The sequence below is a fragment of the Arthrobacter sp. NyZ413 genome, assembly GCF_049390645.1.
Taxonomy (GTDB): Bacteria; Actinomycetota; Actinomycetes; order Actinomycetales; family Micrococcaceae; genus Arthrobacter.
This window is the reverse complement of sequence record NZ_CP155434.1, coordinates 105,383-129,697: the sequence shown is the minus strand read 5'-3', so window position 1 is coordinate 129,697 and position 24,315 is coordinate 105,383. Positions and strand designations below refer to the sequence as shown.

Annotated in this window: 12 protein-coding genes and 5 rRNA genes; 5 read left to right on the top strand and 12 right to left on the bottom strand. The window is 60.3% G+C overall.

Features of this window, described 5'->3' with window-relative positions; all coding sequences use genetic code 11:
- Window positions 1-2: 2 nt before the first annotated feature.
- From dhaK to lysS, 7 genes are all read right to left on the bottom strand, one after another.
- A complete protein-coding gene (gene dhaK, locus ABCW42_RS00625) occupies window positions 3-1,004 on the bottom strand; it encodes a dihydroxyacetone kinase subunit DhaK (RefSeq protein WP_423183057.1) in 1,002 nt (333 codons plus the stop codon).
- Between the two features lie 507 nt (window positions 1,005-1,511).
- Complete coding sequence (locus ABCW42_RS00620; protein ID WP_133203504.1) at window positions 1,512-2,021, bottom strand: amino-acid N-acetyltransferase; 510 nt, start codon at window positions 2,019-2,021, stop codon at window positions 1,512-1,514.
- Between the two features lie 55 nt (window positions 2,022-2,076).
- On the bottom strand, window positions 2,077-4,182 hold the full coding sequence (locus tag ABCW42_RS00615) for a prolyl oligopeptidase family serine peptidase (protein WP_423183056.1): 2,106 nt from the start codon (window positions 4,180-4,182) through the stop codon (window positions 2,077-2,079).
- Between the two features lie 185 nt (window positions 4,183-4,367).
- Window positions 4,368-6,860 carry an ATP-dependent Clp protease ATP-binding subunit gene (locus ABCW42_RS00610; protein WP_423183055.1) on the bottom strand — a complete coding sequence of 831 codons (2,493 nt, stop codon included), beginning with the start codon at window positions 6,858-6,860 and terminating at the stop codon, window positions 4,368-4,370.
- Between the two features lie 414 nt (window positions 6,861-7,274).
- Complete coding sequence (locus ABCW42_RS00605; RefSeq protein ID WP_423183054.1) at window positions 7,275-7,601, bottom strand: histone-like nucleoid-structuring protein Lsr2; 327 nt, start codon at window positions 7,599-7,601, stop codon at window positions 7,275-7,277.
- Between the two features lie 143 nt (window positions 7,602-7,744).
- Window positions 7,745-7,918, bottom strand: a complete 174-nt coding sequence (locus ABCW42_RS00600; RefSeq protein WP_165962235.1) for a hypothetical protein — start codon at window positions 7,916-7,918, stop codon at window positions 7,745-7,747.
- Window positions 7,919-7,920: 2 nt separating this feature from the next.
- Window positions 7,921-9,450, bottom strand: coding sequence for a lysine--tRNA ligase (gene lysS / locus ABCW42_RS00595; RefSeq protein ID WP_423183053.1), 1,530 nt, complete (start codon window positions 9,448-9,450; stop codon window positions 7,921-7,923).
- Window positions 9,451-9,527: 77 nt separating this feature from the next.
- Here lysS and ABCW42_RS00590 point away from each other — a divergent pair, with 77 nt between their 5' ends.
- The 3 genes from ABCW42_RS00590 to ABCW42_RS00580 are packed head-to-tail and all read left to right on the top strand — an operon-like array spanning window position 9,528 to window position 12,133.
- Complete coding sequence (locus ABCW42_RS00590) at window positions 9,528-10,391, top strand: alpha/beta fold hydrolase (RefSeq protein ID WP_423183052.1); 864 nt, start codon at window positions 9,528-9,530, stop codon at window positions 10,389-10,391.
- Window positions 10,392-10,413: 22 nt separating this feature from the next.
- Window positions 10,414-11,268 (top strand): alpha/beta fold hydrolase, encoded by an 855-nt coding sequence (locus ABCW42_RS00585; protein ID WP_423183051.1) that lies wholly within the window; start codon window positions 10,414-10,416, stop codon window positions 11,266-11,268.
- 31 nt (window positions 11,269-11,299) lie between these two features.
- Window positions 11,300-12,133, top strand: coding sequence for an alpha/beta fold hydrolase (locus ABCW42_RS00580; protein WP_423183050.1), 834 nt, complete (start codon window positions 11,300-11,302; stop codon window positions 12,131-12,133).
- Between the two features lie 106 nt (window positions 12,134-12,239).
- On the opposite strand, the gene rrf (ABCW42_RS00575) is transcribed toward ABCW42_RS00580, so the two are convergent.
- From rrf (ABCW42_RS00575) to ABCW42_RS00565, 3 genes are all read right to left on the bottom strand, one after another.
- Window positions 12,240-12,356 (bottom strand): 5S ribosomal RNA (gene rrf, locus ABCW42_RS00575).
- A 198-nt stretch (window positions 12,357-12,554) separates the two neighbouring features.
- Window positions 12,555-15,691, bottom strand: a 23S ribosomal RNA gene (locus ABCW42_RS00570).
- A 518-nt stretch (window positions 15,692-16,209) separates the two neighbouring features.
- A 16S ribosomal RNA gene (locus ABCW42_RS00565) occupies window positions 16,210-17,731 on the bottom strand.
- The 16S, 23S and 5S rRNA genes sit together here, the layout of an rRNA operon.
- 1,052 nt (window positions 17,732-18,783) lie before the next feature.
- On the opposite strand from ABCW42_RS00565, the gene ABCW42_RS00560 reads away from it, so the two are divergent.
- Complete coding sequence (locus ABCW42_RS00560) at window positions 18,784-19,368, top strand: dihydrofolate reductase family protein (protein ID WP_423184758.1); 585 nt, start codon at window positions 18,784-18,786, stop codon at window positions 19,366-19,368.
- Between the two features lie 531 nt (window positions 19,369-19,899).
- Window positions 19,900-20,310: a VOC family protein gene (locus tag ABCW42_RS00555; RefSeq protein WP_423183049.1), complete on the top strand. Its 411-nt coding sequence runs from the start codon at window positions 19,900-19,902 to the stop codon at window positions 20,308-20,310.
- Between the two features lie 345 nt (window positions 20,311-20,655).
- Here the strand turns inward: ABCW42_RS00555 and rrf (ABCW42_RS00550) are convergent.
- Window positions 20,656-20,772: ribosomal RNA gene (rrf, locus tag ABCW42_RS00550) — 5S ribosomal RNA — on the bottom strand.
- A 198-nt stretch (window positions 20,773-20,970) separates the two neighbouring features.
- Window positions 20,971-24,107, bottom strand: a 23S ribosomal RNA gene (locus ABCW42_RS00545).
- Window positions 24,108-24,315 lie beyond the last annotated feature (208 nt).

Here is a 24,315-nt window from a genome sequence, read left to right as displayed (position 1 = left end):
AGTCACATCCCCCATCGCAGGGCCGGCGTATGGACGGGCGCATCCCAGAGGGCCGTCAGTTCGTCGTCGAGGCGCAGAACCGAGATGGAGCAGCCTTGCATTTCCAAGGACGTCACGTAGTTCCCCACCAGGGAGCGCTCCACTTTGGCTCCCCTTTCGCCAAGGATCTGCGCCGCCCTCCGGTACACAATGTAGAGCTCGCTGAGCGGCGTTCCGCCCATCCCGTTGACGAACAGCAGAACCTGCTCTCCGGATTTGATCCCGAGGTCCTCAAGGACGGGATCGAGCAAGCGGCTCGTAATGCCGTCGGCGTCCTCCATGGGGATCTTGTGCCGACCGGGCTCCCCGTGGATCCCGATGCCGATTTCGATCTCGTCCTCGGCAAGCTCAAAGCTGGGGACCCCTGCGTGCGGCACTATGCAGCCTGACAAAGCGACGCCCATGGTGCGCACATTGCGAACCACTCCTTCGGCAACGCCAGCGACGGCGTCCAACGAATCACCACGTTCAGCGGCCGCCCCCGCGATTTTCTCCACGAGCACGGTTCCACCTACGCCTCGCCTACCGGCGGTGTACAGGGAGTCCTCAACCGCAACGTCATCGTTGACAAGGACGGAGCGGACGCTGACACCCTCGGCCTGGGCCATCTCCGCGGCCGTCTCGAAGTTCAAGACGTCCCCTGTGTAGTTCTTCACGATGTGGACGACGCCGGCCCCCGAGTCGACCGCCGTGGTGGCCGGAATGATCTGGTCCGGGGTAGGTGAGGTGAAGACGGCACCCGGCACGGCGGCGTCGAGCATTCCATGTCCAACAAAGCCGGCGTGAAGAGGCTCGTGGCCGCTTCCGCCCCCGGAAACCAGCGCTACTTTGCCGGCCACCGGAGCGCCTTTGCGGACAACGAAGATGGGATCCGTGTGGACATCGACGAGGTCGGCGTGGGCCATGCCGAAACCTTCGACAGACTCCTCCACCACCGCTCGGGGATCATTGATCAGCTTTTTCATGGCGTACTCCTGGGGAGTTTCTGGCAGGTGATTTGACCCTACTACCTGCTCCACCGCCACGGTAGTAGAGGCTTCCCTATGTGGAAAACGTGGGCCCACCACGCGGACTGCATCGGCAAGGGCCTCCCCAAAATACGCGAAGGGGACGGCCTAAAATGGCCGTCCCCTTCAGGAAAATCAGTTGCCGCGGGTCAGCGCGGCGGCCCGCCGACTGTCATCCGGCTGGTTCCGAGCTCCGGAGTCGCGTCGATGGCTGAGGCCTCCGGCCAAAGGTCGGTGCAAGCCGCGCGCATGCAACCCCCAGTGCCTTGCTTGCGCGAGTCCGATGCCGCCCGATGACGCGGCATGTCTATCTGGAAACCTGAAAAGTCTGGAAACATAACGTGGTACATCATTTCTCGCCTCCACAGATGGTGGTCCGCCGCAACCGAACCTCAATCATTTTATCCATCGAGTTGATATAGGTAAAGAGGTATCGGCCCTCATCCACGCCAAAAACGGGCGACGCTAGAGGAACTTGATCATGCGGGTGTTCCCCAACGTGTTGGGCTTGACCCTCGCCAAATCGAGGAATTCGGCTACCCCTTCGTCGTGGGAGCGCAGCAGCTCCGAGTAGACCTGGGGATCCACGGCCGTCTGGTCGGCCATGACCTCAAAACCGTGGCGCTTGAAGAAATCCACCTCGAACGTCAGGCAGAACACCCGCGCTACACCCAGGGCCCGGGCCTCCTCCAGGAGCGTCTCGACAAGTGCGTGGCCGACGCCCTTGCCCCTCCATTCCCCGTCGGCAGCCAAGGTGCGCACCTCCGCCAGGTCCTCCCACATGACGTGCAGGGCCCCGCAACCTATCACGCCGCCGTCGGGGGCCTCGGCAATCTTGAATTCCTGGAGGCTCTCGTAATACGCCACCGTTTCCTTCGCCATCAGGATTCGTCGTTCCGCCAGCGGCGCCACAAGCTTCTTGATCGCGGCAACATCGCCGGTGCGGGCAGGGCGGATACTGAACGTCGAAGTCACAGCCCCATCCTATGTCGAGCATGCCGCCCTCCCGCTCCGACCACGAAGGGCCCCGTTACAGGCCCAGGTCCTCCGGTAGCGCGACGTCCTGGCCAAGGACCTGCTTGCCAAGGAAGTGCTCCACTACGCCGTACCAGACCTTGGCATGCTGCGGCTGCAGGATCCAGTGGTTTTCGTCCGGGAAATAGAGGAAACGGTGCTGGGTCTGCCCGGTGTCGTCGGCAGGCAGCCCGGAGCAGGACAGGAGCTCATACCAAAGGCGCAATCCTTCGCCGATCGGAACCCGGTAGTCCTTGTCTCCGTGGATTACGAGCATGGGCGTGTTGATGTTTCCAACGTGGAGATGCGGCGAATTCTCCATTGCCATTTCAACGGTCATTTCCTTGAGCCAGTATTGCGAAGCGTCCGTCGTGGGCCCGAACTGGTCCAAGGCCCACAAACTGGCGTGCGTCACGATCGCCTTGAAACGGTCCGTTTGCCCTGCCACCCAATTCGCCATGTACCCACCGAACGATCCGCCCATGGCGGCGGTCCGTTCCTCGTCGATATCCGGGCGCGCAACCACTTCGTCAGTGATGGTCATCAAGTCAGTGAACGGCGACTTACCCCACTGACCCCACCCGCGCTGGATGTAATCTTGCCCGTACCCTGTGGACAACGCCGGATCCGGGAGCAGTACGGCGTAACCCTTCGACACCAGCAGCCAGGGATTCCAGCGCCAAGTCCACGCGTTCCACGAGCCCAAGGGCCCGCCGTGAATCCAAAGGAGCAAAGGCGCGGGTTCCTGCGCTGACGCGCTGTCAGGGAGTGCCAGGAAGGCGGGAATGCGCGCGCCGTCCGCGGCGACGGTTTCCACACGTTCCAGCTTTCCCTTGATTTCCGGGCGTTCGGCCGGGGCCGGGAGCCGCTCGACTTCTCCGGTCGTCAGGTCGATCCGTACAGCTTCCGGCGGGAATTCGTACGAACTGCGAAGTGCGAACGCGTTCAGTCCGTCAGGAGAAACCACCACGTCGGTATAGGCGGCCGCATCGAGCGTCACCCTGGTGACCGTACCGTCCGGGACGGAGACCCGGAAGACCGGGGTGGCGCCGTCGTCGTCCGCTGTAACCAAAAGCGAGCGTCCGTCCGGAAGCCAGGCTGCCGGAGTTCCCCAACGGTCCCAGGCTGGCGCCAACGGCACAAGATCCAGCGTTTCGGGGCTGGCCACGTTCAAGACGTGAAGCGTAACCCTGGGAGCTTGCTCGGGCGTGCTGTCGCTCTCGCCGACAACCGCAATCGTGCTGTTGTCAGGGCTGACCGGCCCGGGAAAGTAGCTCATTCCTTCCTTGTCGAGAAGCACCTTGATGGATCCGGAGGCCACGTCCACCGCGGCGAGCACAAAGCGGGAGTCCGCCTTCGCTAGGGGTTTGGCCATGCTCGTGTAAATCGTCTTGCCGTCCGGGCTCACCACGGCTTCTGTGTTGCGGAGGTTGCCTGCGACGTCGGGTGTCAGGTTGCGCAGCTTGAGCGGCGCCGTGGCATCTACCGTTGCGGGCTTCGTGGACACCGCAGGGTCGTCCGCGACCTCGACGGCGAACAAGCGCGGCTGGGCGGGCCCCAGATCGGCGTCCCAATAGCGGACCGGGTATCCGGTGTGGAGGATGGCCGATACCTTGTTGTCCTTGCGGCTCTTACGCCGCTCCTCATCGTTTTCCTCGCTCGAGGAACCCGCCAAAACGGGAGCCGTCACGAATGTCGCGCCAGCCTTCGACGCGGCCATGACACTCGCGATGCCGCCCGCGCGCGAATGCAGCACGCGGGCCTCTCCGCCGTCGTCCGGCAGGAGCCACAACGAACTCACCGGCTCCGCTTCGGGGCTTTCGGGGTCTGGTCGGGCTGAAGTGAAGTAGAGGTCGCCATTTGCAGCAAACGTTGCTCCGGCCTCGCCCTTGGCGCTGCGCGTGATCCGACGCGCATGCTTCTTTCCGGCAGGATCAAGCTCCCACAGGGCAGTGACGTATTCCGTGCCCTTGGAATTGAGCGTGGAAACAGTGGTGACCAGACGGGTTCCATCCGGGCTAAGGGCTAGTCCACTGACCCGTGGGATGGCCAGGTAGTGGTCCAGATCATGGAAAGGAGTTTCGGGTGATGTGCTCGGGGTCTCTGAGGCATTCGAATCCATGATCTGATTCAACACTCAATGTGCCGCACATCACAAAAGAACATTCCGAGTTTGTGTACAGATCGCACCCCTTAAGAGCGCTTTTAACCGGTGCGATCTGTACACAAACTCTCATGGGGCCGGGGGGCGCGGAAAAGCCCCGCCCGCTCCTCATGGGAGCGGACGGGGCTTCCGTCGGTCGGATACTAGGCGCTGGGCGCGATCTCCGGGATGCGCGGCTTGGCGTTGCCCGCAAAGGTGAACTTCGCTTCGTCGCCTTCGCCGTCCACGTCGACCACCACGATATCGCCCTGGTGCAGTTCGCCGAAGAGGATCTTCTCGGAGAGCTGGTCCTCGATCTCACGCTGGATGGTGCGGCGCAACGGCCGGGCACCCATCGCGGGATCGTAGCCGCGGGTGGCCAAGAGCACCTTGGCGGCCGTGGTGAGCTCGATGCCCATGTCCTTGTCCCGCAGGCGCGCCTCAAGGCGCGTCACGAACAGGTCCACGATCTCGATGATCTCGTCCTGGGTCAGCTGCGGGAACACCACGACGTCGTCAACACGGTTCAGGAACTCGGGGCGGAAGTGCTGCTTGAGTTCTTCCGTGACCCGCGCCCGCATCCGGTTGTAGCCGGTAGTGGTGTCGGTGCCGGACTGGAAGCCCGTTGCCACGCTCTTGGAGATGTCGCGCGTTCCAAGGTTGGTGGTCATGATGATCACCGTGTTCTTGAAGTCCACCACCCGGCCCTGGGAGTCGGTCAGGCGGCCGTCTTCGAGGATCTGCAGGAGCGAGTTGAAGAGGTCGGCGTGCGCCTTCTCCACTTCGTCGAACAGGACCACGGAGAACGGACGACGGCGGACCTTTTCAGTCAGCTGCCCGCCCTCTTCGTACCCGACGTAGCCCGGAGGGGCACCGAAGAGGCGCGACACCGTGTGCTTCTCGGAGTACTCGGACATGTCCAACGTGATGAGGGCGTCCTCTTCACCGAACAGGAACTCCGCGAGGGCCTTGGCGAGCTCGGTCTTTCCGACGCCGGTAGGGCCGGCGAAGATGAACGAACCACCGGGACGCTTGGGGTCCTTGAGTCCGGCACGGGTGCGGCGGATGGCCTGGGACAGTGCGCGGATGGCCTCGTCCTGTCCGACGACGCGCTTGTGCAGTTCCTCTTCCATCTTGAGCAAGCGGGAAGACTCTTCCTCGGTGAGCTTGAAGACCGGGATGCCGGTGGAGTTCGCGAGAACTTCGGCGATCAGGTCTTCGTCAACTTCGGAGACATCATCCATGCCGCCGGACTTCCAGTTGCGTTCCTTCTCTGCACGCTCGGCAATGAGCTTCTGCTCCTTGTCGCGCAGGGAAGCGGCGCCTTCGAAGTCCTGGGCGTCGATGGCGGATTCCTTCTCCATCTTGACCTCGGCGATGCGCTCGTCCATGGCCTTGAGCTCCGGCGGAGCAGTCATGCGGCGGATGCGGAGCCGGGCGCCGGCTTCGTCGATCAGGTCGATCGCCTTGTCCGGCAGGAAGCGGTCCGAAATGTAGCGCTCGGCCAGCTGCGCGGCGGACGCGAGGGCGCCGTCGGTGATGGTGACCCGGTGGTGGGCCTCGTAACGGTCGCGCAACCCCTTGAGGATTTCGATCGCGAGGGCAACCGACGGTTCCTTGACCTGGATCGGCTGGAAACGGCGTTCGAGCGCGGCATCCTTTTCGATGTGCTTGCGGTACTCGTCCAGGGTGGTGGCACCGATGGTCTGGAGTTCACCGCGGGCAAGCATCGGCTTCAGGATGGACGCGGCATCGATGGCACCTTCGGCCGCACCGGCGCCCACGAGCGTGTGGATCTCGTCGATGAACAGAATGATGTCGCCACGGGTCCGGATTTCCTTCAGGACCTTCTTCAACCGCTCCTCGAAGTCACCACGGTACCGGGAGCCGGCAACGAGGGAGCCGAGGTCGAGCGTGTAGAGCTGTTTGTCCTTGATGGTCTCCGGGACATCGCCGCGGACGATCGCCTGGGCGAGGCCCTCGACGACGGCGGTCTTGCCAACGCCGGGCTCACCGATCAGGACGGGGTTGTTCTTGGTGCGGCGGGAGAGGACCTGCATGACGCGTTCCATCTCCTGCTCGCGGCCGATCACGGGATCGAGCTTGTTTTCGCGGGCAGCCTGGGTGAGGTTGCGGCCGAACTGGTCCAGCACCACCGAACCGGCCGGGGTGCCTTCCTGCTGGCCAGGTCCGGCGCCGGTGCCTGCGGTTTCCTTGCCCTGGTAGCCGGACAGCAGCTGGATGACCTGCTGCCGCACCCGGTTGAGGTCTGCGCCAAGCTTGACGAGCACCTGGGCGGCCACGCCTTCACCCTCGCGGATAAGGCCAAGCAGGATGTGCTCGGTACCGATGTAGTTGTGGCCGAGCTGAAGGGCTTCGCGGAGGGAAAGCTCAAGTACTTTCTTGGCACGCGGGGTGAACGGGATGTGACCGGACGGGGCTTGCTGGCCCTGGCCGATGATCTCCTGTACCTGTTCGCGGACGCCATCGAGCGAAATGCTCAGGGACTCAAGCGCCTTGGCTGCAACGCCTTCACCCTCGTGGATCAGACCCAAGAGGATGTGCTCGGTACCGATGTAGTTGTGGTTGAGCATGCGTGCCTCTTCCTGGGCAAGCACAACAACGCGACGGGCACGGTCCGTAAATCTCTCAAACATTTCGCCACACTCCTAGCTACGACGTACTTTGATGCTACGTGGCAACGCAAGAATTTTGGGGCGTGTTCGCCACAGGGGAAACATGACGGCAACCGGGAATAAAGACAACAGCGTTGCCGAAAGCCCTGCAAGCCCGGCGGCAGCAACCCGGGCTACCGCGCCCGGCCACTCCGTCGGGCGATCGATCACAAGCACACGGGCTGCCCTGTTCGCTCCCTTGAAGCCGAACGTCCGGTCCCTTGGTCACGGCAATCTTGCCGATTACATACCGGATATTTACAGCGGGATCTGCATAGTTTCCAAAAGGCCAAGTCTTCGAGCAAAGGGGCCTTGTCCCAAACCCGAAGCACGCGCTCAAGAACGGGCTGGAAATGACAATACCCCGGCCATGGGCCGGGGTATTGATACGAGAAGTCAGGAATTGGCCTTCTGGTAGGCTTCCTGAATTTCGGCCTGAATACGGCCTCGGCTGTTTACGGTATAGCCGTTCTCGCGTGCCCATTGGCGGATCTGCGCTGAGTCCTGGCTTCTCCCCGCGGAAACCCGGCCTCGCGTGACACGACCTGTAGAAGTCTTGCGTGCCTTAGCCACAAACGGCTCGAGAGCGCTACGCAGCTTGGCCGCGTTGGCACTGGACAGATCCATTTCGTAACTGACTCCATCAAGGCCGAAGCGGACCGTTTCGTCCGCGGAGCCTTCATCCAGGTCGTCAACGAGGATAATTTTGACTTTCTGTGCCATGAAAAGACTCTCTTTTGGAGGGGCTGGATATGCGGAATAGCTAGACTACTAATAAATGATTATCGTCCAGCACAAGGCGCACGTCAAAGGCACACGCAGGGAAAGCAGCAATTAAAATTTTTGCCGAAGCTCCGCGAAAGAGGCTATTTGGACGGCGTTGAACCGTCGGCCGGCTTCGCAATTCCGAAGCCGGCTTCTTCCTGGGCGCGGGCCTCTGCCTGGCGCTCCGATTTATCCGCGTTGAAGATAGCCTTCATCGCAAACCAAAAGAGAAGTCCGACAACTACGGACGGCGCAAGTACTGCAATGTATTCCATGGTCAGTGCCCTTCGGGCTTGAGGAGCGGGAACAGGATCGTTTCCCGGATACCGGCTCCGGTGAAAAGCATGACCAAGCGGTCGATGCCAAGGCCGATGCCACCCATCGGCGGGGCGCCATATTCAAGGGCGCGGAGAAAGTCCTCATCCAATTGCATGGCTTCGACGTCGCCCGCTGCCGAACGACGGGACTGTTCCGTGAGGCGTTCGCGCTGAATGACGGGGTCGATCAATTCCGAGAAAGCCGTACCGCGTTCCATGCCGCCGATAATGAGGTCCCAGGCCTCGATCAGGCGGTCGTCTTCACGGTGCGGACGGGCAAGGGGCTGCGCGGAAGGCGGGTAATCGTAGACAAACGTGGGATTGAGGAGGGTCGGTTCCACAATCTCCCCGAAGAGTTCCACCACGAGCTTTTCCGCATCCCATTTGGGATCCACTTTGACTTCATGCTTGGCGGCAATTGCCAGGAGCTCAGGCACAGTGGTGTCGGGCGTGATCTCTTCCCCGATGGCTTCGGAAAGCCCCGGGTAAACCGCGACCCAAGCCCATTCGCCGTCGAGATCTATTTCCCCGGCCTCGGTCTGGATAGTCCGCGTGCCCACGACGTCGGCGACGTTGAGGATGATTTCCTTCATGCGTTCGGCCATGACGAACTGGTCCGCCCACGCCTCGTAGCATTCCAGGGTGGTGAATTCGGGACTGTGCGTGGAGTCGACGCCCTCGTTGCGGAAGACCCTGCCCATGTCATAGACACGGTCAATTCCGCCCACTACCGCGCGCTTGAGGAAAAGCTCGGTAGCGATGCGCAATGTCATCTTCTGGTCGAAAGCGTTCATGTGCGTTTCGAAGGGGCGTGCGGTTGCGCCGCCATGGACGAGCTGCAGAATAGGAGTTTCCACCTCGACATAACCACGGCGGTCCAGGGTGTCGCGGACCGAGCGGGTAATCGCGGCGCGCGTATAAACCATCTCGCGGGCTTCATCGCGGACCATGAGATCCACGTAACGCTGCCTCACGCGGGTTTCCTCGTTCAGTTCAGCGTGCAGCACTGGCAGGGGGCGCAGGGCCTTCGACGCCATCGACCACGAATCGGCCATGACGGAAAGCTCACCGCGGCGGGACGAAATCACCTCGCCCTTGATAAATACGTGGTCCCCGAGGTCAACCAGCGCCTTCCAGTCCGCAAGGGCTTCCTCGCCGACGCTCGCGAGGCTGAGCATCGCCTGCAGGCGAACAGCCTTCCCGTCCACTCCACCTTCCTGGAGGGTGGCGAAGCAGAGCTTGCCGGTGTTGCGCACAAAGACGACGCGGCCCGTGATACCCACCGTGTCCCCGGTGGTTTCGTCCGCTTCAAGGTGGGCGTACTTCTCACGGATTTCCGCGAGGGAATGCGTCCGCTCAACACCCACGGGGTAGGCCTCGGTACCGCGATCGATCAGCTTGCTGCGCTTTTCCATGCGGATGCGCATCTGTTCGCTGGCATCGGCGGGCTCGGGTGCTGCGTGCGGGGAAGGGGTGTTTGCGGAAGTCACAATCCCCTAGTTTACCGGGGATTCCTTGGAGTTCCCTAGCCGCCCCCTGTGGGGCTGTCCCGACGTAGACTCGGGCTGTGGAGACGTGGACAGTTGAAACGGACGACGACGGCGGCCTGCTTGAGGTGCACTCCTTCGGTCCGGCAGGTGGCGCCGCCTTTCCAGGTGCCCAGCGCGCGACGTCGGGACCCGGCGTCGTACTTGTTCATGGCACCTTGGTGACGGACTCGCTGTACTGGCAATTCGCGCGGCACCTCAGTGCGCTGCTCGGCAGGCCGGTGCACACGTACAACCGTCGCGGACGCGGCGGGTCGGCACCGCAGCCAAGCAACTACTCTGCCGAAACTGAAATCAACGACCTGACGGCCGTGATGAAAGCGAGCGAATCCACTGAAGTCGTCGGGCACAGTTTCGGCGGATTCGTAGCCCTCCAAACCGCTCGCCAGGGAACGATATCCCGCTTGGTCACCTACGACGCGGCGGTGTCCTTTTCCGGCAGCCTTAACGGCCGGTGGCGCCCGGAGCTGGAGGAATCACTGACAGCCGGGCAACTCGACCAGGCATGGGCCCACCTGGTGCAGGGACTCGGTACCGCCGGGCCCATTTCCTACCTGCCGCTCGGCGCGCTTCGGCTCTTGAGCATCCTCTCGGCCAAGACCCGCTTGGGCTACGAAATGCGGGGACTCCTGCCCGCCGCCGTACTCGAAATGCACGCAGTGCTCGACGCCGAAAGCAGCATTGAAGACTTCGCTGCCTTGGAGACCCCCACACTCATGCTGAGCGGCGGATGGAGCCCGGCCTATTTCGCCGCTATTGCGCGGCAAGTGGCCGCCGTCTCCCCGGCGGTGGAGTCCGGCGTCGTGCCCTTCCATTTCCACGACGGGCCGATCCGCCCAGGCAAGCTGCTCGCTGAAAGAACTGCGAAGTACCTGGCGGCCTGAGAGGCCGCCCTAGGATGAACAGGTGAGAGAACGCGACGTCCCGACTCCCGACGGCGGCAAGCTTGCCTTGTACAGCTACGGCGCCGAAGACGCTCCCGGAGAACGGCGCGTGGTCCTGATTGGCGGGGCGTTCCTCACCGCGCTTATTTACCGGCCTTTTTCCATGGAACTTTCCAAAAACCTCGGCGAAGAATGGGCGGTTGACATCTATGACCGCCGCGGACGCGGCAATTCGTCGGCACTGCCGGCTGACTATTCCATGACAACGGAAATCGACGATGTCCGGACAATCTTGGACGCCACAGGGGCGAGGAACATCCTGGGCCACAGCCTCGGCGGATCCGTGGCGCTCAACGCTGTGCAGGAATTCGTCGGAACAGGCTTCGAGCCAGAGAAACTGGCAGTGTACGACGCCGCCGTCAATATCGATGGCAGCATGGATACCCGCTGGGTGGATGGATTCGCGGAGTCGGTGGACAGCGGCCGCGTGGGACTCGCAATGGCGCGCTTGAAGAGGGGCATGGAGGCGGGAACCGCCCTCTCCAGGGTTCCGGAACCGATCCTCGCTGGCCTCATGGCAGTTGTCTCGCGCACGAAAGTCAACAAGCTCATGCGGGAGCTCATGCCGACGGCGGTCGGCGAACTCAAGGCTGCCTTCGACGAAGGGCGGCAGCCCCGGGATTTTTCCGTGCTGCCGGGCAATACGTGTTTCATGGTGGGCGGCAAAAGTCCCGCCTATTACAGGGTCACGGCCAAGCGGCTGCACGATGCCGTTCCGGGAAGCAGTTTGGTGGTCTCACCCAAGTGCTTCCACGGATCCGTTCCCGCCGCTGTGAAGGAACTTGTGACCGACATCTCAAGCTATTTCAAGGACTGACGGAACCCCGCCGCTCGGTTAGGCTCGGAGCATGACGCGCGAGAAGATCACAACAGCCGATGGCGGAACCCTCGAGCTCTTCACGACCGGGAGCGGGCTGCCCCCCGGCGGCTCCGGAGTGGTGGTGGTGCCCGCTTCCATGGTCACTGCTGCGGACTACTCCAGGTTCGCCCAAAAACTCAGCGCAGCCCTTGGCAGGCCTGTCCATACCTTCAACCGACGCGGGCGCGGTGAATCGTCGCCGCAGCCGCAGGACTTCACCCTCGACGTCGACATCCGCGACCTCGCCCAAGTCATGAAACACACCGGTAGCACCGACGTCTTCGGGCACAGCTTCGGCGGCACGGTAGCCCTCCATGCTGCCCGTTCCCTGCCGGTAGAGCGCCTCGCAGTGTACGACCCCGCCGTCTCCGTCAACCACAGCGTCAAGGCCGACTGGACGAGCGAATACGAGCGTGCGACGGCGGCGGGAGACTTTGATCGCGGCCTCGCCGTACTCGTCAAGGGCGTGGAAACCGAAGGCGCCTTCGCGCGGATGCCGCTTTCGATGCTTACCCTCGTCAACAAGCTGACGGCCGGCACTCCGATGGGCAAGCAGATGCGCGACCTCATGCAGGCCGGGGTCCGGGAAATAAAGGCGATCATCGCGGCGGACATGCCGGCGGAGCCCTTTCTTGAGCTGCCGTTGGAAACCCTCATTGTGGTCGGCGAAAAGAGCCCGGCCTACTTCGGCGTCGCTTGCGGACAGATCCACGACGTCCTCTCGGGATCCAGCTACACGATCCTGCCAGGACACGGTCACGACGGAGCAATCAAAGCCCCCGACAAACTCATTGCCGAACTGGCGGATTTCTTCGCGGGGTAGGGCTGGTGCCTGGTGCCCGGGGGTGTGGGTGTGTGTGGTGTTTTGGTGGTTAACGTGGGAGACCCCCACACCGGGGTGTGGGGGTCTCGACCATTTTTGGAGTGTTGTCCGGCGGTGTCCTACTCTCCCACACCCTCCCGGGTGCAGTACCATCGGCGCTGTGGGTCTTAGCTTCCGGGTTCGGAATGGGACCGGGCGTTTCCCCCACGCTATGACCGCCGTAACCTTTGTACCCGTCCCTGCCCCTGGTGTGGGGGTGGGTGGGAAGTTCTTGGGTTACAACATGTGGTGTTGTTATTCAGTTATTCGATTATTCGATTATTCGGTTATGTTGTGTTGGTGTTCCCGGGTTGTTGTTCGGGAACCACATAGTGGACGCAAGCAGTGTAAAAACCCACACCCCGTGTTTGGGGGGTGGTGTGTGGTGTAAGTCGTTGGCCTATTAGTACCGGTCAGCTTCAACAGTCGTTGGTCCTGTCTTCCACATCCGGCCTATCAACCCAGTGGTCTGGCTGGGGGCCTCCCCCACTCATGGTGGGTGGAAATCTCATCTTGAAGCGAGCTTCCCGCTTAGATGCTTTCAGCGGTTATCCCATCCGAACGTAGCTAATCAGCGGTGCACTTGGCAGTACAACTGACACACCAGAGGTTCGTCCGTCCCGGTCCTCTCGTACTAAGGACAGCCCTTCTCAAATTTCCTGCGCGCGCAGCGGATAGGGACCGAACTGTCTCACGACGTTCTAAACCCAGCTCGCGTACCGCTTTAATGGGCGAACAGCCCAACCCTTGGGACCTACTCCAGCCCCAGGATGCGACGAGCCGACATCGAGGTGCCAAACCATGCCGTCGATATGGACTCTTGGGCAAGATCAGCCTGTTATCCCCGAGGTACCTTTTATCCGTTGAGCGACGGCCATTCCACAATGTACCGCCGGATCACTAGTCCCGACTTTCGTCCCTGCTTGAGATGTCTCTCTCACAGTCAAGCTCCCTTGTGCACTTACACTCGACACCTGATTGCCAACCAGGCTGAGGGAACCTTTGGGCGCCTCCGTTACTTTTTAGGAGGCAACCGCCCCAGTTAAACTACCCATCAGGCACTGTCCCTGACCCGGATCACGGGCCGAAGTTAGATGTCCAAAGTGACCAGAGTGGTATTTCAACGATGACTCCACCGCCACTGGCGTGACAGCTTCAACGTCTCCCACCTATCCTACACAAGCCACTCCGAACACCAATACCAAACTATAGTAAAGGTCTCGGGGTCTTTCCGTCCTGCTGCGCGTAACGAGCATCTTTACTCGTACTGCAATTTCGCCGAGTTTATGGTTGAGACAGCGGGGAAGTCGTTACTCCATTCGTGCAGGTCGGAACTTACCCGACAAGGAATTTCGCTACCTTAGGATGGTTATAGTTACCACCGCCGTTTACTGGGGCTTAAATTCTCAGCTTCGCCTTGCGGCTAACCGGTCCTCTTAACCTTCCAGCACCGGGCAGGAGTCAGTCCGTATACATCGTCTTGCGACTTCGCACGGACCTGTGTTTTTAGTAAACAGTCGCTTCCCCCTGGTCTCTGCGGCCCCTACCCCCTCCCCGCGGCACGCGCGGTTCAAGGTCAGGGCCCCCCTTCTCCCGAAGTTACGGGGGCATTTTGCCGAGTTCCTTAACCATAATTCTCTCGATCGCCTTGGTATTCTCTACCTGATCACCTGTGTCGGTTTGGGGTACGGGCGGCTAAAACCTCGCGTCGATGCTTTTCTCGGCAGCATAGGATCACCGGATCCCCCCTCGCGGGAGTCCCATCAGATCTCAGGCACGTCATCCAAGACACAGCGACGGATTTGCCTATCGCTGACCCTACATCCTTAGACCGGGGCAACCATCGCCCGGCCCGGCTACCTTCCTGCGTCACACCTGTTAATACGCTTGCCTCCCGGGATCAGGTCCCGCGCTCGGCCAAAACCCACACACCACAAGGGTGCTAGGGCAGGCTCCGGGCGGTTAGTATCCCCCGCTTGGCATGGGCGGTTCTTCGCCGGTACGGGAATATCAACCCGTTGTCCATCGACTACGCCTGTCGGCCTCGCCTTAGGTCCCGACTTACCCAGGGCAGATTAGCTTGACCCTGGAACCCTTGATCATCCGGCGGACGGGTTTCTCACCCGTCTTTCGCTACTCATGCCTGCATTCTCACTCGTGTAGGCTCCACCGCTGGTTCACACCGCGACTTCACCGCCCACACGACGCTCCCCTACCCATCCACACTCCTGAACCACGAAGGCTTGGAAACCATGTGAATGCCACAACTTCGGCGGTGTACTTGAGCCCCGCTACATTGTCGGCGCGGAATCACTTGACCAGTGAGCTATTACGCACTCTTTCAAGGATGGCTGCTTCTAAGCCAACCTCCTGGTTGTCTAAGCAACTCCACATCCTTTCCCACTTAGCACACGCTTAGGGGCCTTAGTTGGTGGTCTGGGCTGTTTCCCTCTCGACTATGAAGCTTATCCCCCACAGTCTCACTGCTACGCTCTCACTTACCGGCATTCGGAGTTTGGCTGACGTCAGTAACCTTGTAGGGCCCATCGGCCATCCAGTAGCTCTACCTCCGGCAAGAAACACGCAACGCTGCACCTAAATGCATTTCGGGGAGAACCAGCTATCACGGAGTTTGATTGGCCTTTCACCCCTACCCACAGCTCATCCCCTCCATTTTCAACTGAAGTGGGTTCGGTCCTCCACGACGTCTTACCGTCGCTTCAACCTGGCCATGGGTAGATCACTCCGCTTCGGGTCTAGATCACGCCACTACACTCGCCCTGTTCAGACTCGCTTTCGCTACGGCTACCCCACACGGGTTAACCTCGCGACGTAACACTAACTCGCAGGCTCATTCTTCAAAAGGCACGCCATCACCCCAACAAGGAGGCTCTGACGGATTGTAAGCACACGGTTTCAGGTACTATTTCACTCCCCTCCCGGGGTACTTTTCACCTTTCCCTCACGGTACTGGTCCGCTATCGGTCATCAGGAAGTATTTAGGCTTATCAGGTGGTCCTGACAGATTCACACGGGATTTCTCGGGCCCCGTGCTACTCGGGATACTCCACAAGCGGCACACAACATTACGGTTACGGGGCTCACACCCTCTCCGGCCGGCCTTTCAAGACCGTTCACCTATGCCTGCACACACACCTCGCCGGTCCGGCAGAACCAACACGCAAAGTCCCACAACCCCGCCCATGCAACGCCCGCCGGCTATCACACATGAAACGGTTTAGCCTGATCCGCGTTCGCTCGCCACTACTAACGGAATCACTCTTGTTTTCTCTTCCTGCGGGTACTGAGATGTTTCACTTCCCCGCGTTCCCCCCACGCACCCTATGTGTTCAGATGCGGGTCACCAGATCACCTTGCAGCCTCTGGCGGGGTTTCCCCATTCGGACATCCTGGGATCACCGTTCGGTTATCAACTCCCCCAGGCTTATCGCAGATTCCTACGTCCTTCTTCGGCTCCTGATGCCAAGGCATCCACCGTGCGCCCTTAAAAACTTGACCACACAGATCAAAAAACATTCTCGAGAGAACCCGGAAAAAACCAGGTTCAACATCAAAAACAAAATTGCTTTACAAGATGCTCGCGTCCACTATGTAGTTCTCAAACAACAACCCCGTACCCCGCACCCACCCCACACACGCAGGACAGGCACAAGACCAGGAAACCAGAAACAACACCCACCACCCCCCACACCCGCCCCGCACACACACGCGCGCAGACCAGACACAAGGAAACCAGCAGGGCCTGTTGCCTCAGGACCCAACAGTGCACCAAACACCACCACACAACCCACACCCCGGACACGTTCCCCACACCCCCGCCTTCGAAAACGAAGGAAAGGCGTCGTACTAGCACCAGGGCACAGACCACACAGCCATGCCACCAAAAATGATTCGTTGATATTCCACCCATGAGCACCCGCCGCAGAACATCCGCCTGCGCAACGGGCTTGCTACCTGGCACCCGCCCCGCCAACCCCCACAGGGCCAACAGGACAACGATGCACAGCGCTCCTTAGAAAGGAGGTGATCCAGCCGCACCTTCCGGTACGGCTACCTTGTTACGACTTAGTCCCAATCGCCGGTCCCACCTTCGACGGCTCCCCCCACAAGGGTTAGGCCACCGGCTTCGGGTGTTACCAACTTTCGTGACTTGACGGGCGGTGTGTACAAGGCCCGGGAACGTATTCACCGCAGCGTTGCTGATCTGCGATTACTAGCGACTCCGACTTCATGGGGTCGAGTTGCAGACCCCAATCCGAACTGAGACCGGCTTTTTGGGATTAGCTCCACCTCACAGTATCGCAACCCTTTGTACCGGCCATTGTAGCATGCGTGAAGCCCAAGACATAAGGGGCATGATGATTTGACGTCGTCCCCACCTTCCTCCGAGTTGACCCCGGCAGTCTCCTATGAGTCCCCGGCCGAACCGCTGGCAACATAGAACGAGGGTTGCGCTCGTTGCGGGACTTAACCCAACATCTCACGACACGAGCTGACGACAACCATGCACCACCTGTGAACCAGCCTCAAGAGGGGAGCACATCTCTGCGCTTTACTAGTCCATGTCAAGCCTTGGTAAGGTTCTTCGCGTTGCATCGAATTAATCCGCATGCTCCGCCGCTTGTGCGGGCCCCCGTCAATTCCTTTGAGTTTTAGCCTTGCGGCCGTACTCCCCAGGCGGGGCACTTAATGCGTTAGCTACGGCGCGGAAAACGTGGAATGTCCCCCACACCTAGTGCCCAACGTTTACGGCATGGACTACCAGGGTATCTAATCCTGTTCGCTCCCCATGCTTTCGCTCCTCAGCGTCAGTTAATGCCCAGAGACCTGCCTTCGCCATCGGTGTTCCTCCTGATATCTGCGCATTTCACCGCTACACCAGGAATTCCAGTCTCCCCTACATCACTCTAGTCTGCCCGTACCCACTGCAGAACCGGAGTTGAGCCCCGGTCTTTCACAGCAGACGCGACAAACCGCCTACGAGCTCTTTACGCCCAATAATTCCGGATAACGCTTGCGCCCTACGTATTACCGCGGCTGCTGGCACGTAGTTAGCCGGCGCTTCTTCTGCAGGTACCGTCACTTACGCTTCTTCCCTACTGAAAGAGGTTTACAACCCGAAGGCCGTCATCCCTCACGCGGCGTCGCTGCATCAGGCTTGCGCCCATTGTGCAATATTCCCCACTGCTGCCTCCCGTAGGAGTCTGGGCCGTGTCTCAGTCCCAGTGTGGCCGGTCACCCTCTCAGGCCGGCTACCCGTCGTCGCCTTGGTAGGCCATTACCCCACCAACAAGCTGATAGGCCGCGAGTCCATCCAAAACCACAAAAGCTTTCCACCACCACCGCATGCGCGGAGCAGTCATATCCGGTATTAGACCCAGTTTCCCAGGCTTATCCCAGAGTCAAGGGCAGGTTACTCACGTGTTACTCACCCGTTCGCCACTAATCCACGGTGCAAGCACCGCTTCATCGTTCGACTTGCATGTGTTAAGCACGCCGCCAGCGTTCATCCTGAGCCAGGATCAAACTCTCCGTCAAAAAACAAAAACAGACACAACCATCCCCACCGGAAACAACGGCGAAAACAGCTGCACAAAATCTGAAACCAGCTGAACCAGACCCCACCCACAGGGGCGGACAAGGCCCGGCAAAACAACCAATTCAAAAAACAATCGGTATCAACAAACTTGGCACACTATTGAGTTCTCAAACAACAGACACACCCGACACCACCCAACCACACAGGCCAAGATCGCTCCGGAGCAACTTCCCAAACTTACCCGAACTGCCTGGAACAAGCAAATCGGCGTTACCGCAATTCACTGCTCCAGAGGGGTCCCCACCCGTCCAAGGCACACTGGTCAGCGCACCATTTTCAGGCCGTTTATCAAAGGGGGTCGGTCGCTATTTTTCCGCATCAGCGGCGGCGACTCGAACTACTTTACACACCTCGAGGACCGCAGGCAAATTCACCCTCAGGGAGCCAAGAACCCCCACAACACGCCAAAACCCAAGCCACAAACCCGCCCGGACCACCAACCCAACCAAAAAACAAAGAACGTGCCCTCCACCACAAATCTCGTCGCAACTGCACACCAACATTCCCAACTGCGGTCTTCGCGGCATATCGACCATATTCTTCCGTGCATTCAGAGATTTACCGGATACCCATGTGACGAAAAACTCGACTGCATTTGTTTGTGGGTGTCAGGACTTATCGCGGTTGGGCGTGTACTGCCGGTCGGCGCGCCGGCTCGGGATAGGGCTGGGTCGCCGAGGGCTCGGCGGCCACAAGAATTATCAAAGCCTGGTCCGATGGGCGGCTTCATCTTGTTCAAAACCGCCATCGCCGAGAAGCTCAGGGAGGCGACCACGATCAGGGACGCGTTCCATCCCGCCCGGCAGGTGGGGTGAGGCACTCGATGAGTACCGCCGTCGGGCTCGAAAACCGGCAGCGGACATTGCGGCTTTCGTGGGCCGACCCAGGCGATCTCCCACCTTCCCGAAACCACCCCGGTTCGCGGCGCTACTGCGCCCCTCTCATGGAGATGGGTCTTGTAGGTTGAGGTCAAATCATGGATGCTGACGCCATGCGGAAGCTGAGCTACGGCATGAACGTGACAGTGGACGGATACATCTCCGCGCACGATCCAGGACACGCGTCACCATCCGGCAACATTGGCTGGAGCGTGCCAAGCGACGAGCTCTTCCAGTGGTGGCTCGAGCGGGAGCAGGCGAACAGCCTGTCCTTGTACGGACGCAAGCTATGGGAAACGATGAGCTCGTACTGGCCGACCGGCGACGAGCAACCCAACGCGACCGCGGCGCAGATCGAGTTCGCACGCAACTGGCGCAGCACTCCGAAAGTTGTGTTCTCCTCTACGATCGACAAAGTCGAATGGAACACCCGCTTGGTCAACGGCGATGCCGTCACCGAGATCACCCGACTCAAGGGCGAGGACGGCGGTCCGATGGCAATCGGCGGCGCAACCCTCGCAGGAACGGCCGTGCAAGCCGGACTGATCGACGAGTACCTTCTAGTCACTCATCCGGTCCTGGTCGGCGGCGGCACTCCCTTCTTCGTCGCACTGGACAACTGGGTGAACCTGGAACTCGTGGAGAAGACTGCTTTCCCCGACGGCGTTCTCCTGACCCGATACGAGAAGCGGCGGTGAGCGTTACTCCCCCGAAGATGCGGGACACACTGGCTGCAGCGCCGGTTGGCTGAAAAACTGCCCGCAATGGCCAAGCACAGATTCGGAGCGTTCCACCGCCGACTCATCCGGGCCCTTTCCGACGCCGCGCGCTCACATCCAGAGTGCATCCCCCGGACGCCGGCTCACACGCGGGCAAGCACGGGTCTGTCCTTCGGCCAGAAGTACATGCGGGGGGGTATCCCGGCTTGGCGGCGAGAGGTGATGCGGCGTTCCCGCCTGACGTGGCTCACGCGGCGGGTGTTGCGGCAACGGGACCCGGGTTGCTGGACCGCCGGTAGCGGGCGAACGAAGGGCCCTCAGCCATTTCGCCCTGGTCGTGTGGACGCCGGGCCGACGACGGACGCTCGCAATTTGAAGTGGGCGCGCCCATGACGGGCGGACTGCGTGACCAGCCGACCTCGTGACTGGGCAGAACGACGGCGGTAAGGTGACCGCAGGCCTCATCGACCCCGCAGGTCTGACTAGGCCAGCGTGGAAGGCGGGCAACGCGTGATAGCCATTTCGGTGATGCTCATTGTTCCGGACGCGACGGCCGCCGTTGCCTGGTATCGGAAGGCCCTCGGCGCGGTGGAACTCTGGAACCTCGGTGGCGTGGCCGGGCTCGCGGTCGAAGGTGCACCCTTCTTCCTCCACGAGGTCAACCCCCGCAACCCCGCCGAGACGAGCCCGGACCGCGCGGGCATCACGAGCACACGGATCGAGGTGTTCGTCGAGGACCCGGACGCCTTCGTGGCCCAGGCGCTTGCCGCCGGGGCGTCCCCCGGCTCCCCGGTCGAGGACCACAGGATGCCGTGGGGAACGCACCGCCAAGGCGGTTTCGTCGACCCGTTCGGCCACGTCTGGTCCGTGGGCGACGATTCGCCCCTGCACGCCGGAAAACTGCGCCCGCAGTCCGCTTGAAACCCGCATTGCGACGCTCGAGACGCAGCGCGGCGCGCAGCGCGGCAAGCCATGCTTGAGGCCATCCGTAGTCCCGAAACTCACGTCTAAGCCAATGAGCAACTCAGGTCTTTCGGCCCGGGTAAGTGAGCGGGGGTTCATGAAAACGCCCGGGTAGGTGAGCGGGGGTTTGTGCGTGTTCCGGCGCCGGCTCAGGTCCGGGCCGCTTTTTCGGGGCGCCGGCTCATGTCCCGGGCCGCTTTCCGGGGCGCTCCTCGGGGTGCGGGGCGCTGGGTGGTGTTTTGGTGGTTAACGTGGGAGACCCCCACACCGGGGTGTGGGGGTCTCGACCATTTTTGGAGTGTTGTCCGGCGGTGTCCTACTCTCCCACACCCTCCCGGGTGCAGTACCATCGGCGCTGTGGGTCTTAGCTTCCGGGTTCGGAATGGGACCGGGCGTTTCCCCCACGCTATGACCGCCGTAACCTTTGTACCCGTCCCTGCCCCTGGTGTGGGGGTGGGTGGGAAGTTCTTGGGTTACAACATGTGGTGTTGTTATTCAGTTATTCGATTATTCGATTATTCGGTTATGTTGTGTTGGTGTTCCCGGGTTGTTGTTCGGGAACCACATAGTGGACGCAAGCAGTGTAAAAACCCACACCCCGTGTTTGGGGGGTGGTGTGTGGTGTAAGTCGTTGGCCTATTAGTACCGGTCAGCTTCAACAGTCGTTGGTCCTGTCTTCCACATCCGGCCTATCAACCCAGTGGTCTGGCTGGGGGCCTCCCCCACTCATGGTGGGTGGAAATCTCATCTTGAAGCGAGCTTCCCGCTTAGATGCTTTCAGCGGTTATCCCATCCGAACGTAGCTAATCAGCGGTGCACTTGGCAGTACAACTGACACACCAGAGGTTCGTCCGTCCCGGTCCTCTCGTACTAAGGACAGCCCTTCTCAAATTTCCTGCGCGCGCAGCGGATAGGGACCGAACTGTCTCACGACGTTCTAAACCCAGCTCGCGTACCGCTTTAATGGGCGAACAGCCCAACCCTTGGGACCTACTCCAGCCCCAGGATGCGACGAGCCGACATCGAGGTGCCAAACCATGCCGTCGATATGGACTCTTGGGCAAGATCAGCCTGTTATCCCCGAGGTACCTTTTATCCGTTGAGCGACGGCCATTCCACAATGTACCGCCGGATCACTAGTCCCGACTTTCGTCCCTGCTTGAGATGTCTCTCTCACAGTCAAGCTCCCTTGTGCACTTACACTCGACACCTGATTGCCAACCAGGCTGAGGGAACCTTTGGGCGCCTCCGTTACTTTTTAGGAGGCAACCGCCCCAGTTAAACTACCCATCAGGCACTGTCCCTGACCCGGATCACGGGCCGAAGTTAGATGTCCAAAGTGACCAGAGTGGTATTTCAACGATGACTCCACCGCCACTGGCGTGACAGCTTCAACGTCTCCCACCTATCCTACACAAGCCACTCCGAACACCAATACCAAACTATAGTAAAGGTCTCGGGGTCTTTCCGTCCTGCTGCGCGTAACGAGCATCTTTACTCGTACTGCAATTTCGCCGAGTTTATGGTTGAGACAGCGGGGAAGTCGTTACTCCATTCGTGCAGGTCGGAACTTACCCGACAAGGAATTTCGCTACCTTAGGATGGTTATAGTTACCACCGCCGTTTACTGGGGCTTAAATTCTCAGCTTCGCCTTGCGGCTAACCGGTCCTCTTAACCTTCCAGCACCGGGCAGGAGTCAGTCCGTATACATCGTCTTGCGACTTCGCACGGACCTGTGTTTTTAGTAAACAGTCGCTTCCCCCTGGTCTCTGCGGCCCCTACCCCCTCCCCGCGGCACGCGCGGTTCAAGGTCAGGGCCCCCCTTCTCCCGAAGTTACGGGGGCATTTTGCCGAGTTCCTTAACCATAATTCTCTCGATCGCCTTGGTATTCTCTACCTGATCACCTGTGTCGGTTTGGGGTACGGGCGGCTAAAACCTCGCGTCGATGCTTTTCTCGGCAGCATAGGATCACCGGATCCCCCCTCGCGGGAGTCCCATCAGATCTCAGGCACGTCATCCAAGACACAGCGACGGATTTGCCTATCGCTGACCCTACATCCTTAGACCGGGGCAACCATCGCCCGGCCCGGCTACCTTCCTGCGTCACACCTGTTAATACGCTTGCCTCCCGGGATCAGGTCCCGCGCTCGGCCAAAACCCACACACCACAAGGGTGCTAGGGCAGGCTCCGGGCGGTTAGTATCCCCCGCTTGGCATGGGCGGTTCTTCGCCGGTACGGGAATATCAACCCGTTGTCCATCGACTACGCCTGTCGGCCTCGCCTTAGGTCCCGACTTACCCAGGGCAGATTAGCTTGACCCTGGAACCCTTGATCATCCGGCGGACGGGTTTCTCACCCGTCTTTCGCTACTCATGCCTGCATTCTCACTCGTGTAGGCTCCACCGCTGGTTCACACCGCGACTTCACCGCCCACACGACGCTCCCCTACCCATCCACACTCCTGAACCACGAAGGCTTGGAAACCATGTGAATGCCACAACTTCGGCGGTGTACTTGAGCCCCGCTACATTGTCGGCGCGGAATCACTTGACCAGTGAGCTATTACGCACTCTTTCAAGGATGGCTGCTTCTAAGCCAACCTCCTGGTTGTCTAAGCAACTCCACATCCTTTCCCACTTAGCACACGCTTAGGGGCCTTAGTTGGTGGTCTGGGCTGTTTCCCTCTCGACTATGAAGCTTATCCCCCACAGTCTCACTGCTACGCTCTCACTTACCGGCATTCGGAGTTTGGCTGACGTCAGTAACCTTGTAGGGCCCATCGGCCATCCAGTAGCTCTACCTCCGGCAAGAAACACGCAACGCTGCACCTAAATGCATTTCGGGGAGAACCAGCTATCACGGAGTTTGATTGGCCTTTCACCCCTACCCACAGCTCATCCCCTCCATTTTCAACTGAAGTGGGTTCGGTCCTCCACGACGTCTTACCGTCGCTTCAACCTGGCCATGGGTAGATCACTCCGCTTCGGGTCTAGATCACGCCACTACACTCGCCCTGTTCAGACTCGCTTTCGCTACGGCTACCCCACACGGGTTAACCTCGCGACGTAACACTAACTCGCAGGCTCATTCTTCAAAAGGCACGCCATCACCCCAACAAGGAGGCTCTGACGGATTGTAAGCACACGGTTTCAGGTACTATTTCACTCCCCTCCCGGGGTACTTTTCACCTTTCCCTCACGGTACTGGTCCGCTATCGGTCATCAGGAAGTATTTAGGCTTATCAGGTGGTCCTGACAGATTCACACGGGATTTCTCGGGCCCCGTGCTACTCGGGATACTCCACAAGCGGCACACAACATTACGGTTACGGGGCTCACACCCTCTCCGGCCGGCCTTTCAAGACCGTTCACCTATGCCTGCACACACACCTCGCCGGTCCGGCAGAACCAACACGCAAAGTCCCACAACCCCGCCCATGCAACGCCCGCCGGCTATCACACATGAAACGGTTTAGCCTGATCCGCGTTCGCTCGCCACTACTAACGGAATCACTCTTGTTTTCTCTTCCTGCGGGTACTGAGATGTTTCACTTCCCCGCGTTCCCCCCACGCACCCTATGTGTTCAGATGCGGGTCACCAGATCACCTTGCAGCCTCTGGCGGGGTTTCCCCATTCGGACATCCTGGGATCACCGTTCGGTTATCAACTCCCCCAGGCTTATCGCAGATTCCTACGTCCTTCTTCGGCTCCTGATGCCAAGGCATCCACCGTGCGCCCTTAAAAACTTGACCACACAGATCAAAAAACATTCTCGAGAGAACCCGGAAAAAACCAGGTTCAACATCAAAAACAAAATTGCTTTACAAGATGCTCGCGTCCACTATGTAGTTCTCAAACAACAACCCCGTACCCCGCACCCACCCCACACACGCAGGACAGGCACAAGACCAGGAAACCAGAAACAACACCCACCACCCCCCACACCCGCCCCGCACACAC